16 protein-coding genes and 1 riboswitch are annotated in these 13,735 nt (G+C 66.5%); of the genes, 1 reads left to right on the top strand and 15 read right to left on the bottom strand.

Features of this window, described 5'->3' with window-relative positions:
- Positions 1 to 73: 73 nt before the first annotated feature.
- The 15 genes from dprA to AC5RUO_RS07225 form a co-directional block, all read right to left on the bottom strand.
- Positions 74 to 1,273, bottom strand: a complete 1,200-nt coding sequence (gene dprA, locus AC5RUO_RS07295; RefSeq protein WP_494008538.1) for a DNA-processing protein DprA — start codon at positions 1,271 to 1,273, stop codon at positions 74 to 76.
- The gene (locus AC5RUO_RS07290) at positions 1,270 to 2,814 is read right to left on the bottom strand and encodes a YifB family Mg chelatase-like AAA ATPase (protein WP_494008539.1); all 1,545 of its coding nucleotides are present in this window, start codon (positions 2,812 to 2,814) and stop codon (positions 1,270 to 1,272) included. Before AC5RUO_RS07290 ends, dprA begins: the two co-directional genes overlap by 4 nt.
- The gene (locus tag AC5RUO_RS07285; protein ID WP_494008540.1) at positions 2,814 to 3,170 is read right to left on the bottom strand and encodes a YraN family protein; all 357 of its coding nucleotides are present in this window, start codon (positions 3,168 to 3,170) and stop codon (positions 2,814 to 2,816) included. Before AC5RUO_RS07285 ends, AC5RUO_RS07290 begins: the two co-directional genes overlap by 1 nt.
- 112 nt (positions 3,171 to 3,282) lie before the next feature.
- A complete protein-coding gene (locus AC5RUO_RS07280; RefSeq protein WP_009359307.1) occupies positions 3,283 to 3,609 on the bottom strand; it encodes a DUF2469 domain-containing protein in 327 nt (108 codons plus the stop codon).
- A gap of 51 nt (positions 3,610 to 3,660) precedes the next feature.
- Complete coding sequence (rnhB, locus tag AC5RUO_RS07275) at positions 3,661 to 4,521, bottom strand: ribonuclease HII (protein ID WP_494008541.1); 861 nt, start codon at positions 4,519 to 4,521, stop codon at positions 3,661 to 3,663.
- 1 nt (position 4,522) lies between these two features.
- On the bottom strand, positions 4,523 to 5,350 hold the full coding sequence (gene lepB / locus AC5RUO_RS07270; protein WP_494008542.1) for a signal peptidase I: 828 nt from the start codon (positions 5,348 to 5,350) through the stop codon (positions 4,523 to 4,525).
- Positions 5,351 to 6,028, bottom strand: a complete 678-nt coding sequence (gene lepB, locus AC5RUO_RS07265; RefSeq protein WP_494103157.1) for a signal peptidase I — start codon at positions 6,026 to 6,028, stop codon at positions 5,351 to 5,353.
- A gap of 85 nt (positions 6,029 to 6,113) precedes the next feature.
- Positions 6,114 to 6,473 carry a 50S ribosomal protein L19 gene (gene rplS, locus AC5RUO_RS07260; RefSeq protein WP_133346430.1) on the bottom strand — a complete coding sequence of 120 codons (360 nt, stop codon included), beginning with the start codon at positions 6,471 to 6,473 and terminating at the stop codon, positions 6,114 to 6,116.
- A 254-nt stretch (positions 6,474 to 6,727) separates the two neighbouring features.
- Positions 6,728 to 7,540: a tRNA (guanosine(37)-N1)-methyltransferase TrmD gene (gene trmD, locus AC5RUO_RS07255; protein ID WP_494008544.1), complete on the bottom strand. Its 813-nt coding sequence runs from the start codon at positions 7,538 to 7,540 to the stop codon at positions 6,728 to 6,730.
- Complete coding sequence (gene rimM, locus AC5RUO_RS07250) at positions 7,541 to 8,089, bottom strand: ribosome maturation factor RimM (protein WP_494103156.1); 549 nt, start codon at positions 8,087 to 8,089, stop codon at positions 7,541 to 7,543.
- Positions 8,090 to 8,192: 103 nt separating this feature from the next.
- A complete protein-coding gene (locus tag AC5RUO_RS07245) occupies positions 8,193 to 8,435 on the bottom strand; it encodes an RNA-binding protein (RefSeq protein ID WP_494008546.1) in 243 nt (80 codons plus the stop codon).
- Between the two features lies 1 nt (position 8,436).
- On the bottom strand, positions 8,437 to 8,859 hold the full coding sequence (rpsP, locus tag AC5RUO_RS07240; RefSeq protein ID WP_009359301.1) for a 30S ribosomal protein S16: 423 nt from the start codon (positions 8,857 to 8,859) through the stop codon (positions 8,437 to 8,439).
- A 230-nt stretch (positions 8,860 to 9,089) separates the two neighbouring features.
- Positions 9,090 to 9,530, bottom strand: coding sequence for a hypothetical protein (locus AC5RUO_RS07235; RefSeq protein WP_494008547.1), 441 nt, complete (start codon positions 9,528 to 9,530; stop codon positions 9,090 to 9,092).
- Between the two features lie 87 nt (positions 9,531 to 9,617).
- Positions 9,618 to 10,493 (bottom strand): VOC family protein, encoded by an 876-nt coding sequence (locus AC5RUO_RS07230; RefSeq protein ID WP_494008548.1) that lies wholly within the window; start codon positions 10,491 to 10,493, stop codon positions 9,618 to 9,620.
- Between the two features lie 88 nt (positions 10,494 to 10,581).
- Positions 10,582 to 11,673 carry an amidohydrolase family protein gene (locus AC5RUO_RS07225; RefSeq protein WP_494008549.1) on the bottom strand — a complete coding sequence of 364 codons (1,092 nt, stop codon included), beginning with the start codon at positions 11,671 to 11,673 and terminating at the stop codon, positions 10,582 to 10,584.
- 79 nt (positions 11,674 to 11,752) lie between these two features.
- Positions 11,753 to 11,860, top strand: a riboswitch (TPP riboswitch).
- Here AC5RUO_RS07225 and thiC point away from each other — a divergent pair.
- A complete protein-coding gene (thiC, locus tag AC5RUO_RS07220; RefSeq protein WP_494103155.1) occupies positions 11,855 to 13,690 on the top strand; it encodes a phosphomethylpyrimidine synthase ThiC in 1,836 nt (611 codons plus the stop codon). It overlaps the preceding riboswitch by 6 nt.
- The last annotated feature ends 45 nt before the right edge of the window (positions 13,691 to 13,735 follow it).

The raw sequence follows: 13,735 nt of genomic DNA, 5'->3' as shown, positions 1-13,735 counted from the left end.
GTCTCAGTTCCTGGTGCCGTACTGCAGGCTGACACGGTAACCGGCACCACTTTGTCTCCATCAGGGCCGCGCATCAGACGGAAGCCTTGCCTCTCTTCCAGCCGCCCCGTTCAGAGACGGCCAGGCCGAGCAGTCCGAGCCGGCCCAGGCCCGCGCGCACCGACTCCTGCCCCAGCCCCGCCACGGCCGAGAGCTTTTCGACCGAGGTGGTGGAGCGCAGCGGCAGCGCATCGAGCAGGATCAGGTCCTCAAGGGTCAGCCCGTCCTGGACCTGGGCACTGCCCTGCCGCTGTTCGGGCAGCGCGCTGCCGCTCGGGGATGCCAGTTCGGCAACTTCTGCGGCGTCGGTAACGCAAACTGCTCCCCCATCCCGCAGCAGGCGGTGGCAACCTGCGGAATTCGCGCTGTGCACCGATCCGGGTACAGCGCCGACCGCACGGCCGAGGGTTTCGGCGTGATGCGCGGTGTTCAGCGCTCCGGAGCGCCAGCGCGCCTCAACCACGACGGTGACGGCGGACAGTGCCGCAATCAGCCGGTTGCGCTGCAGGAACCGGTAGCGCGTGGGAGCTGACCCCGGCGGCACCTCCGCGAGGACAGCACCCTGGTTGCAGACAGCCCTCAGAAGGTCCTCATTGCCGGACGGATAGAACCTGTCCACGCCTCCTGCCATGACCGCGATGGTGGGAACAGCACCGGCTCCACCGGCGAGCGCTGCCCGGTGTGCATGGGCGTCGATCCCGTAGGCACCGCCGGACACCACGGTAAATCCGCGCTGGGCCAGCGAGTAGGCGAAGTCCCCCGTCACCGAGGCCCCGTAGCTGGTGCTGTCCCGGGACCCTACCAGTGCGACGCTGGTGTCCACCGCTGGCAGGGGCTGCTCCTGGCCGCGCCACCAGAGGCAGAGCGGCTCCTGAATCCCGAGGTCTGCCAACTGGCCCGGCCATAGCTCGTCGGACGGGATGATGAGCCGTCCGCCCAGGCGGGCCATGGTTGCGAGGTCCCGCTCCGGAGCCAGGTCCGGGATCCTCGGCTGCCACCGCTTGAGCGCAGCCGCCATGCCGGCCCAGCTGCTGGCGGCTCCGCTGTCCGCAAGGAGCGCCGTAATTTCGCGTTCCAGTTCCGGCCCTGCCTTTAACTCGCCGGTAGCGATGCCAAGGGCATCCACGGCTCCCGCCACCTGGACGAGCGCAAGCCCCGCGGCGTCCTGTGGCTCCATCAGCCGTGACAGTGCGGCGCGGGCCAGGCGGTCCTTATCCAGCGCTGCTTCCATCATGCCGCCACCGCCGCGGCCTGCCGCAGACCGAGCGCCTGTCCGACGTCGTCGGTGTCCGGCTTGTCCCGGTGGCCCAGATCCGCAAGCGTCCAGGCCAGGCGCAACACGCGGTCATAACCACGCGCGGTCAGGATGCCCCGCTCCAGGGAATGGTCCAAAATCCGGGTTGCCGCCGGGGCAAGCCGCAGTTCACCGCGCAGGATGCGGCCCGGCACCTGGGAGTTGGTCTCCAGCCCGAAGGGCTGCAGCCGCTCCGACTGGCGGAAGCGGGCATCCCGCACGCGTCCGGCTACGGCTGCCGAGTCCTCCTCGGCCCCGGACTGCCCGAACTCGGCAAGTGATACGCGTTCGACCTGCAGCTGGATGTCCACCCGGTCGAGCAGCGGCCCGGACATCCTGGCCAGGTACCGGCGGCGCATCATGGGTGTGCAGGTGCACTCGAGCCCCTTCCCGGAGGCCTTGCCGCAGGGGCAGGGATTGGCTGCGAGTACCAGCTGGAAGCGCGCAGGATAAGCCGCGGTCCCAGCCGATCTGTGGATGACCAGTTCACCGCTTTCCAGCGGCTGCCGCAGCGCGTCCAGGACCCGCCGCTCGTATTCGGGTGCCTCGTCCAGGAAGAGCACTCCGCGGTGGGCCCGCGAGGCTGCCCCGGGCCGCGGCAGCCCGGAACCTCCGCCGATGATGGCGGCAGCCGTTGCTGAATGGTGGGGGCTTTCGAAGGGCGGCCGCCGAAGCAGCTGGACCGTGGATGAGGGAAGTCCACAGAGGGAGTGGATGGCGGTGACCTCCATGGACTCATGGTCGCCAAGGTCCGGCAGCAGGCCGGGCAGCCGTTCGGCCAGCATCGTCTTACCGGCGCCGGGCGGCCCGGTCAGCAGCAGGTGGTGGGCACCGGCTGCTGCTACCTCCAGGGCACGGCGGGCGTCGCCCTGTCCGGACACGTCAGCCATGTCAGGGCAGGGCCCGGCCGTGGCGGAGGGGTCATTGCCACTGTCCTGGTCCTCGGGTTCGAAGTGGAGGGCGAGTTCCTGGGGATCTGCCCCGAAGTCCAGTGCCAGCCGGGCAAGGGTGCGGTAGCCCCGCACATGTGCCCCCGGAACCAGGGCGGCCTCGGCGAGGTTCGCCTGCGCCACCACGATGTCAGGGAATCCTGCCTTTACCGAGGCCATGACCGCAGGAAGGATTCCGCGGACCGGCCGGAGCCGGCCGTCAAGTCCCAGCTCTGCAATAAAGACCGTCCGGCCAGTGGGCCGGATGTCGTTGGCGGCGCGGAGCACGGCCATGGTCACGGCCAGGTCGAAGCCGGAACCGCGCTTGGGCAGCGACGCCGGAATCAGGTTGGCAGTGATCTTCCTGCGGCTGAGCGGGATTCCGGAGTTCCTGGCCGCGGACCTGATCCGCTCCCGTGCTTCGTTAAGTGAAGCATCGGGCAGCCCAAGGATGATGAAGGCCGGCAGGGTCTGTCCAATGTCGGCCTCGACCTCAACCATGTACCCATTCAGGCCCAGCAGTGCGATGGAATATGTACGGCCCAGTGCCATCACCCCACCCCCTTGAGGTGCTCCACCGTGGGCTGTCCTCCGCCGTCATCAACGACGGCAATCACGTCGACCCGCCGCAGCGGCATCCGCAATTCCCGGTCGCGGCACCATGCCGAGCCGAGGCGGTGCAGCCGGGCAAGCTTTTCCGGCCCCACCGCTTCGAACGGATGGCCGTAGTCAAGGGAACGCCGTGTTTTGACTTCGGCGATCACCAGGGCGTCGCCGTCCAGGGCAACGATGTCGATTTCACCCTCGGGGCAGCGCCAGTTGCGTTCCACCACCAGCATGCCCAGCGACTCCAGGTAACCGGCCGCGAGTTCCTCGCCGCGCCGGCCCAGCAGGTCTTTCGATCTCATGTTTCTACCTCCGTTAACCAGCCTGGGGCTGCGGAAGCAGTGACGGACAGCACAGCCCGCCGTATGTGCATACGGCGGGCTGTGAAGGGAAAGTGGCGCGGCGGCCCGAGAACTAGTTGCCCAGGTCCACGTCCTTCGGCATGGCCAGCTCTTCATTGCGCGGAAGTTCTTCCACGTTGACGTCCTTGAAGGTGAGGACCCGGACGCTCTTGACGAACCGGGCGGAGCGGTACACGTCCCACACCCAGGCGTCCTGCAGTGTCAGGTCGAAGTAGACCTCACCGTCTGCGCTGCGGGCCTGCAGATCCACGTGGTTGGCCAGGTAGAAGCGCCGTTCGGTCTCGACTACATAGCTGAACAGTCCGACGACGTCGCGGTATTCACGGTAGAGCTGGAGCTCCATGTCGGTTTCGTAGTTTTCAAGATCCTCAGCACTCATGCTTCCATCTTGCACCATGTCCGCCGTTGCGGCGCCCGGGCGGAGCAGGGATCAGCCCGCGGCGGATCCCTGCGGGCCGGACAGTTCATCGACGGAGAGTTCATCGACGGCACATTCCTCGTCAGTCACATCACCGTCCGCGGCTTCCCCGTCCCGGAGCTCCCCGCCGAGCAGGTTCCAGCTCACACGGTGGTAGGGGCTTGGGCCGGCAGCGCGCAGCTTGTCACGGTGCAGCGCCGTGGCGTAACCCTTGTTGATGTCCCAGCCAAAGTCCGGGTACTCGGCGTGCAGTTCCCGCATGGCCCTGTCCCGTTCCACCTTGGCGATAACACTCGCCGCCGCGACACTCAGGCATTGCATGTCGGCCTTGATTTTGGTGTGCACCGGGGCCTGGCAGCCAGCTTCAAGGGCAACAGGCTCAAAGAAGGACGGCTGCTCCGCCGGGGAAAGCCAGTTGTGGTTGCCGTCCAAAAGCACGAGGTCGGGTGTGATCCCCGCCGCGAGGACGGCATTCCAGGCCCGGGTTCCCGCCAGGCGCAGCGCGGCCATGATGCCGAACTCATCAATTTCCCGGGCGCTGGCATGGCCCACCGCCGAGGCGACGCTCCAGCGGCGGACCAGGGGATCGAGGCGTTCCCGTTCCGCCGGCGGCAGGAGCTTGCTGTCCCGCACCCCTGCAAGGCTGCGTTGGCGTTCCAGGTCGACGACGGCGATGCCAACGCTGACCGGCCCGGCCAGCGCCCCGCGGCCCACCTCGTCCATTCCCGCAAGGAAACGAACCCCCTGGGCCTTGAAGGTCCGCTCGTGCCGTAGCGTGGGTGCCTTGGCACGGCCGGCGGACACTTTCGTGGAGCCGGAACGGCTGCGGGCTGGAGCGGCCTTTGCCGGGTCAGCTTTGACTGCCGGGGACATATCAGGGAGCGGCCGGTACGTTCCGGAACACGTCCGGATAGTTGTGAAGGCTGGTTATCCGGTTCAGCGGCCACGCGATGACGGCCGCCTTGCCCTCGAGATCGTCAAGGTCGATGAATCCGCCGTCGGAATCCATATGCGCCCTCGAATCGGCGGAATGGTTCCGGTTGTCACCCATCACCCACACCTTTCCTTCGGGAACCACCACGTCGAAGTTCTGGACCTGCGGGACCTCGGCAGGGTTGACGTAGGGCTCGTCCACGGCAGTGCCGTTAATGGTCAGTTTACCGCCGGCGTCGCAGCAGGCCACGTGGTCGCCGGGCAGGCCTATGACCCTTTTGACGAGGTGCTGCTCGGAACCGTCCGGCAGCAGCCCTACGAACGTCAGCCCGTCCTGCACCCAGGTGAACGGCCCTTGTTCCTTCTCCTCAACCGGAGGGAGCCAGCCCTTGGTGTCGCGGAAGACCACAATGTCTCCGCGGCTGAGCGAGAAAGGCTCCGGCACCAGGAGGTTGACGAAGATGCGGTCGTCGATATCCAGGGTGTTCACCATGGACTCGGACGGGATGAAAAAAGCCCGGAAAAGGAAGGTCTTGATGAGGAAGGACAGCACGACGGCGATCACCACCACCGTGGCGACCTCCTTCAGCCATGCGAAGACCGGGCTGCCCACAGGTTTTGCGGCTGCCTTTGCAGCGGACCGGCTTTCCGCCGTTGCCGGAGCCGGCGTCTCCCCACCGGGGACGGCCCCGGCGGCGGCCTGGCCGGCCGAAGTATCAGAGGCGCCGTCGGGGCGCGGTTCCGGTGTCCGCGCGTGGTTCTCGGGCATCTACTGTCCGTTCTCTGTTATTGGTTCCGCCGCGTACGGGCGGGGTACTGGAGCAAATCTATCAAGGGGCCAGATGATCTGGACCGGGCGCCCGATAACGCGTTCCATCGGCACCATGCCGCCACCGGGAGCACCCAGCAGGCTCCGGGAATCGGCGGACAGCGAGCGGTGGTCTCCCATCAGCCACAGCCGCCCCTCGGGGATCACCGCGGTGAACTTCTGCGTGCTGGGGGCGTCGCCGCTGAAAACGTAGGGTTCTTCCAGCGCCTCGCCGTTCACCGTGATTTTTCCTGCCGCGTCGCAGCAGACCACGGTGTCGCCGGGGAGCCCGATGACGCGTTTGACGTAGGTGGTGTCGCTGCCGGCGAGGCCAAGCCACTGGGTGACGCCGGCTGCGGCATCCATGATTGGGCCCCTGCCGCTGCTGAGCGGCGCGAACGTACCCCTGCCGTCGAACACCACGACGTCGCCCCGGCGGATGGGTTCTGCCTCGAAGTCAGTCCGGGACACCAGGATCCGGTCGCCGCCTTCCAGCAGCGGCTCCATGGATTCGGACGGGATGAAGTAGACGTCGATCCAGAGTGACCGCACCACGCCGCTGACGGCGACGGCAAGGAGCAGTGCCAGGAACACAAAACGCCAGCCCATTTTTGTGGGCTGGCGTTTTGTCTGGTCCATGGTCCGTATCCTGGCGCTGGTGCTGATTGGCTCCGGCGCTGGCCGGATACGGCTGCGGCCCAGCCTGCGTATGTCCGAAAAGGACTTACTTGGCGGCGCTGAAGTCGCGCTTTTCCTTGATCTTTGCAGCCTTACCGCGCAGTGCACGCATGTAGTAAAGCTTGGCGCGGCGGACGTCGCCCTTGGTGACAACCTCGATCTTTTCGATGATCGGGGAGTGTACCGGGAAGGTACGCTCAACGCCGACACCGAAGGAGACCTTGCGGACCGTGAAGGTCTCGCGGACGCCGTCACCCTGGCGGCCCAGGACGAAGCCCTGGAATACCTGGACGCGGGAGTTCTTGCCTTCGATGATGTTCACGTGAACCTTGAGGGTGTCACCCGCGCGGAATTCGGGAACATCGGTGCGCAGCGAAGCTGCATCTACGGAATCGAGAATATGCATGATTGCACTCCTGGTGAACGCCACAGGTCATTCACTTTGGGTCACGGCAGCAGAGCCTGGCGCAGATAGCGCCGGAAATGCTGTCGAAAGCTAAGTAGTCCGGCCACCCCAATTGTTGACGGGGCCGGTTGTCAGGCTGTTGGCTTCGCTCCCCCTGTGGCAGGCGCTGGCCCAGCAGACACAAGGACTAATTTTGCCACAGCAGCGCCGTTACAGCCAATCCGCATCCTCGCCCGACAGACGGTACGGCACCGTCAGTCGCGTGCTTCGTCCGCCGCCCCTGCGCGGCGGACAAGCTTCCCGTCGACGACGTCGTACCCCAGGTCCTGCAGTTCGGTGCGGTCGGCACGCGGCAGCTTGCCGGCGTCGAACCCTTCGAGGAGGTCCGGGCGGCGCTGGGCCGTCCGGCGAAACTGTTCGTGCCGCCGCCACTGGGCAATCCTGCCGTGGTTGCCGCTCAGCAGCACCGGAGGCACTTCACGCTCCCGCCAGACGGAGGGCTTTGTGTAGACGGGGTACTCCAGCAGACCGTCCGAATGGGACTCCTCCACCAGCGATTCGGGGTTGCCCACGACGCCGGGAAGCAGCCGGCCGATGGCCTCGACCATCGCCAGGACAGCCACCTCCCCGCCGTTCAGGACATAGTCTCCAAGGCTGACGGGCCGGACATCGAAGTGCTCACGGGACCAGTCAATGACGCGTTCGTCGATGCCCTCGTACCGCCCGCACGCGAAGGCCAGGTGATCTTCTTCGGCCAGTTCGTAGGCAAGCGCCTGTGTGAAACGCTCCCCCGCCGGCGACGGGACGATCAGGACCGGCTTGCCGGCCCCTTCCGGACGGTCTCCGGCGATGGACGCAAGGGCCTGTGCCCAAGGCTCGGGCTTCATCACCATGCCGGCGCCGCCGCCGTAGGGAGTGTCATCCACCGTCCGGTGCCTGTCGGTGGTGAAAGTTCGCAGGTCATGGACCCGAAGATCCAGCAGGCCGTCCTGCCGGGCCTTTCCGATCAGCGAGAGTTCCAGCGGTGCCAGGTACTCCGGGAAAATGGTGACGACGTCGATCCGCATCTACGCCTTGCCTTCCTCACCGGGTGAGGCGGCGGCATCTTCGGAATTCAGTTCGAAGAGGCCGTCCGGCGGGGTGAGGAGGATGTATCCCTCCGCAATGTTCACTTCCGGGACGATCTGTTCCACGAACGGAACCAGGATTTCCCCGCCTTCCGGGGTGGTGACCATCAGCAGGTCCTGGGCGGGAGCGGTGTTCAGGGCGGCGACTTTGCCCACCACCTGGTCTCCTACGCGGGCTTCGAGGCCCACGAGTTCATGCTCGTACCAGCCTTCGTCGTCGTCCTCGTCCAGGTCCGCGGTTTCTATGAAGAGCTTGGCACCGCGCAGCGTCTCTGCGTGGTTACGGTCGGCCACCTCTTCGAATGCCAGGAGGAGAATGTCCTTGTTCCAGCGTGCGCTGGTCACCGTCAGCGGGCCGGAGGAAGCCGGCTCAACCACGAATTCGGTGCCGGGGACAAAGCGGTCCTCAGGAGCGTCTGTCAGGACCTGGACCGTGACTTCCCCGCGGATGCCGTGGGGTTTGCCGATGCGGGCCACCTGAAGCTGCATGTCTTCCTCTGTTCGGGTCGGTAAAGCGGGTGTTCTGGAAAAGACTCCGGCCCCTCCACCTGCAGGTGGAGGGGCCGGAGCAAAAACTGGTGTTGCCGTGCGCTCAGCGGCGGCGGTCGGTGTCGACGACGTCGACCCTTACCTGTTCGCCGCCGGCCAGTGCTGCGACGACGGTGCGCAGTGCGCGTGCCGTGCGGCCCTGGCGGCCGATCACCCGTCCGAGGTCATCCTGATGAACACGCACCTCGAGGGTGTCCCCGCGGCGGTTGCTCTTCGAGCTGACCTTGACGTCGTCCGGGGAATCAACGATCCCGCGGACCAGGTGCTCCAGCGCGTCTGCCAGCAATTTACTCAGCCTCGGTGGTCTCTGCTTCGGCTTCGGCCGGGGCCTCGGCGGCGTCCGACTTGGATGCCTTCTTGGTGATGGCTTCCGGGATGATCACGGAACCCTTTTCCGGGGCAACGAAGGCTTCCTTCTCAGACTTGGTCTTGAGGGTGCCTTCCTGGCCCGGCAGGCCCTTGAACTTCTGCCAGTCACCGGTGATCTTCAGGATCGCGGCAACCTGCTCGGACGGCTGGGCGCCGACGGACAGCCAGTACTGGGCACGCTCGGAGTTGACCTCGATGTACGAGGGCTCTTCGGTGGGGTGGTACTTGCCGATTTCCTCGATGGCGCGGCCGTCACGCTTGGTGCGTGAGTCCGCGACGACGATGCGGTAGTACGGGGCGCGCATCTTGCCGAGGCGCTTAAGGCGAATCTTTACGGCCACTTTTGTGGTCACTCCTGTTTCAGAAAAAGGGGGTGAGCCCGGTTTTCTGCACCCGTGGGGCGGGCCGTACTTGCGGGTTCGAAGGACAGGATCCGGACGCGGAGAGAGGGGCCACGCAGATCGAGTACCTGTTTATTGTGCCAGATGAGCGCCGCGATTTCGACTTGGCGCGGCGCGGGCCGCGGAAGGGGGTTGCAGGAAGGACGCCCCAGGACGGGCCGCGCCAACGGTTATGCGGACCAGACGTACAGTCCCGTCCGTTCTGAATCGTCGACGCCGCCGGCAAGTTCGGCCAGCTGCTGGACATACGCACGGGCCTGGTCAGCGCCGAACGGCATGTCCTCCTGTGCCGCCCACTGCTCGGCGACGTCGTCCAGGACGTTGCCTTCGCCTTCGGTTTCGTAGGTCAGCAGGTCGGCCAGCGCCCGGACCATGGCCGGGGGCACGGCAAGAAGGGAATCGCTGGTGACATCGACCATGGTCAGCTCGTAGTCTGCTCCCCCGGCGTGTACGGCCGTACCGGCCAGGTCCCCGAGCTGTTCCACCTCGTAGTCGGTGATGTCCGGGATGCGGACCCCCTGGCCGGCGGGGGCTCCCCCGCCTTCGTCCAAAAGACCGGCGCGCTTGAGCGCTGCATCATGGGTGGCGACAAAGATCTCGGTGAAGCCCATTGGGGTAACCTTCCGTCGAAAATGCGGCGGACGGGGCGGTCACCCGCACCGGCCTTTCGGTTTCAGCCTAGTACGGGGGCACCGGCGTCAGCGTACTGCCACCCGGATGTTGTTGCGCCACGGGTCCTCGAACCGCAGCTCGGCCCCGGTGTGGCGGGACGGAACCCCGGCGACTTTCAGGCGGTCAGCCAGCGCGCCGACGTCGTCACCGTTGGGCACTTCGATGAGCACCTCACCCAGGCCCAGCGTGTCCTTCCGGGGCCCGGCGCCCCGGCTGTTCCAGACGTTCATGGCCATGTGGTGGTGGTACCGGCCTGCAGAGACAAAGAGGGCCTGCCCGTGCCACCCCGCGGTCTTCTCGAAGCCGAGGATGCCAACGTAGAAGTTGCGGGCGGACTGCACGTCGCCCACCTGGAGGTGGACGTGGCCGACGCCGGCCGCGGTGGAGTGCTGCGCTTCCAGGGATTCCTCCGTGAGGTGCTGCTCGAGGTAACGCTGCGGCGGCAGTGCCAGGCTGTCCATCACCACGTCCGTCCCGTTCCAGGACCAGTTGCTGCGCGGCCGGTCCCAGTACAGCTCAATGCCGTTGCCTTCCGGGTCATTGAAATAGAAGGCCTCGCTGACGAGGTGGTCGGCGCTGCCGGTGAACGAATGCGGGTCGAAGCGGGCGGCGGTGGCGATGGTTGCAGCAAGGGAGGCCTGGTCCTCGAACAACAGCGCGGTATGGAAGAGGCCGGCCTCCCCCCTGCCCGGAAGGTTCAGTCCGGGAGCGGGTGCCAGGTGGACAAGCGGCTTCTGGCGGCGGCCGAGGTAGAGGCCGCCGTCCTGCTCGGCGACGACGTCGAGGCCGAGGGCGCGCTGGTAGTAGTCGGTCATGACCTTCATGTCACCGACCTTGAGCATCACGGTGCCCATGGTGAGGTCGGCGGGAAGAAGATCCTGGCTGGTGGCTTCTGCGGTCATTGAGTGCTCCCTGTGCTGGGGCCGAACTGAGGGAACGGCCTGTCACAGTTAAAATTACTTGAACCTTCAATTTATTCCAAGTACTTTTCTATGGTCCGCGGGTGATGATGCGGCCTCCCAGCACCACGTGGGAAAGATCCCGGACAGCTTCCGGCCGGGTGCGCGGATCCTCCCGGCAGAGAACGACGTCGGCACGCGCCCCCTCAGCCACGCCGTCGGCTCCGAGCCACTCCCGCGCCGCCCAGCAGGCAGCGTCCAGCGCAGCCGCCATGGGCAGGCCTGCCTGGTGCAGGGCAAGGATCTCGTCGGCGATCCTGCCGTGCCTGATGACGCTGCCGGCGTCGGTACCTGCGTAAATCCTCACGCCGGCGTCGTAAGCCTCACCCACCCGCTCCAGGCGCCGCTCCCACAGGGCCATCATGTGCGCCGCGTAGCGCGGGAATTTGTGCTGTGCCTGCGCAGCAATGTCGGGGAACGTGGCGATGTTGACCAGGGTAGGGACGATGGGCACGCCCTGTTCCGCAAAACGGGGAAGGTGCCGCGGCAGGAGCCCGGTGGCGTGCTCGATGCAGTCAATGCCCGCATCCAGCATCTGGTCAAGGGTGTCTTCGGCGAAGCAGTGCGCAGTAACGCGGGCGCCCTCGTCATGGGCGGCCCGGACGGCGTCACGGACGACGCCGGCCGGAAACGAGGGTGCCAGGTCGCCGGCTCCGCGGTCGATCCAGTCCCCGACGAGCTTGACCCAGCCGTCGCCGTCGCGGGCCTGTTTGCGCACGGCCTCCACCAGGTCCTCCGGTTCCACCTCGTCCGCGAAGCCGCGGAGGTACCGGCGTGTGCGGGCCACATGGCGTCCGGCCCGGATCAGCACCGGGAAGTCCCGGCCGCCCTGCATCCACCGGGTGTCGGCCGGTGAGCCGGCATCACGCACCAGCAGCGTTCCGGCAGCCAGGTCCGCCCGGGCCTGGCCCGCCGCGGCGTCGGAATCCACCGGACCCTCCGGCCCCAGCCCGATATGGCAGTGGGCATCCACCAGGCCGGGCAGCACCCACCCGTCCAGCACCCGGTCCGGAGCCTGCTGCGGGCGGATAAACGTCAGCACCCCGTCCACGGACCACAGGCCCCGGTGTTCGCTGGCCGGCCCGGTCAGCACAGGGCCGCTGAATTCTATGATTTCCGGCATCGGACTCCCTTTTCGCCGCCAGTCATGCTAGCACCGGCAGTCGTGGCAAGGATCTGCGAAGCGGCTGTGGTAGCTTCGTTCCTGACCACACGGGGGCCCCTGCAGGGGCTGAGATCGGGCTGAGGCAGCCTGCGACCGTCGAACCTGTCCGGGTAATGCCGGCGAAGGAAGTGAGTATTCCTTGAGTACACCAAATGAACAGCGGAGCCCTGCCCAAAACCAGTCCGGGAGCGCACTGCCGGACGGAAAGCCAGGGGCACCTGCCACCCGGTCACTGGCATCGCATGCGCTGGCCTTCATCGAAGATGGCGAATCCGGCATCCGGGTCCCGGTGACGGAAATCTCCCTGGAACCGTCCCCCAATGGAGAGGCGAACCCGCCCTTCCGCACCTACCGGACCGCCGGACCGGGCAGTGATCCGGTAATGGGGCTGCCGCCTTTCCGGGCAGCATGGATCGCGGAGAGGGGAGACACCGAGGCGTACAGCGGCAGGGGCAGGAACCTGCTCGACGACGGCCGCTCGGCTGTCCGCCGCGGCGCCGCGTCAGCCGAGTGGAAGGGCGCGCAGCCGGTGCCCCGCCGCGCCGTCGTGGGACGGACCGTGACCCAGATGCACTATGCCAGGCAGGGCATCATCACCCCTGAGATGCGCTTCGTGGCCCTGCGCGAAAACTGCGACGTGGAGCTGGTCCGCAGCGAGCTGGCGGCGGGCCGCGCCATCATCCCCAGCAACATCAACCACCCCGAGTCGGAGCCGATGATCATCGGCAAGGCATTCCTGGTGAAGATTAACGCCAACATCGGCAACTCCGCTGTCACCAGTTCCATCGCGGAAGAGGTGGACAAGCTGCAGTGGGCCACGCAGTGGGGCGCGGACACCGTGATGGACCTCTCCACCGGCGATGACATCCACACCACGCGGGAATGGATCATCCGGAACTCCCCCGTGCCGATCGGTACCGTGCCCATCTACCAGGCGCTGGAGAAGGTCAATGGCGAAGCCCACAAGCTGACCTGGGAGATCTTCCGCGACACCGTCATTGAGCAGTGCGAGCAGGGCGTGGACTACATGACGGTGCACGCCGGCGTCCTCCTGCGCTACGTGCCGCTGACAGCAAACCGGGTCACGGGCATCGTGTCGCGCGGCGGCTCCATCATGGCCGGCTGGTGCCTGGCCCACCACCAGGAGAATTTCCTCTACACGCACTTCGACGAGCTGTGTGAAATCTTCGCCAAATACGACGTCGCGTTTTCCCTTGGGGACGGGCTGCGGCCGGGCGCCACGGCGGACGCGAACGACGCCGCCCAGTTCGCGGAGCTGGACACGCTCGCGGAACTCACCCTGCGGGCCTGGGAATACGACGTCCAGGTGATGGTGGAAGGTCCCGGGCACATCCCCTTCCACCTGGTCCGTGAAAACGTGGAGCGCCAGCAGGAGCTGTGCAAGGGTGCGCCCTTCTACACCCTGGGTCCCCTGGTTACCGACGTGGCACCCGGCTACGACCACATCACCTCAGCCATCGGCGCTACGGAAATCGCCCGCTACGGCACGGCGATGCTCTGCTACGTGACACCGAAGGAACACCTCGGCCTGCCCAACAAGGACGACGTCAAGACGGGGGTCATCACCTACAAAATCGCAGCGCACGCTGCGGACCTGGCCAAGGGCCACCCCGGCGCGCACGAACGCGATGACGCCCTGTCCAAGGCACGCTTTGAATTCCGCTGGCGCGACCAGTTCGCCCTGTCACTGGATCCGGTGACCGCCGAGGCCTTCCATGACGAGACGCTGCCAGCGGAGCCGGCCAAGACGGCCCATTTCTGCTCCATGTGCGGGCCCAAGTTCTGCTCCATGCGGATCAGCCAGGATATCCGGGACGAATACGGAACCGCGGAAGCACAGGCGGCCCTTGCCGACCGGGCCACGGGGATGCGGGAGAAGAGCCAGGAATTCCTGGCATCGGGCGGCAAGGTCTACCTGCCGGAACCGCGGCTGCCCGAGACGGTTTCCACGTAGAAGCCTTCCCCTTCGTCCGGCTGGCAATTGGGGGCCGGCCGGACG

The sequence above is a fragment of the Arthrobacter sp. Y3221087 genome, from assembly GCF_059089905.1.
Note: the sequence above shows the minus strand (reverse complement) of the source record. Positions and strands in the feature narration are given on the sequence as shown.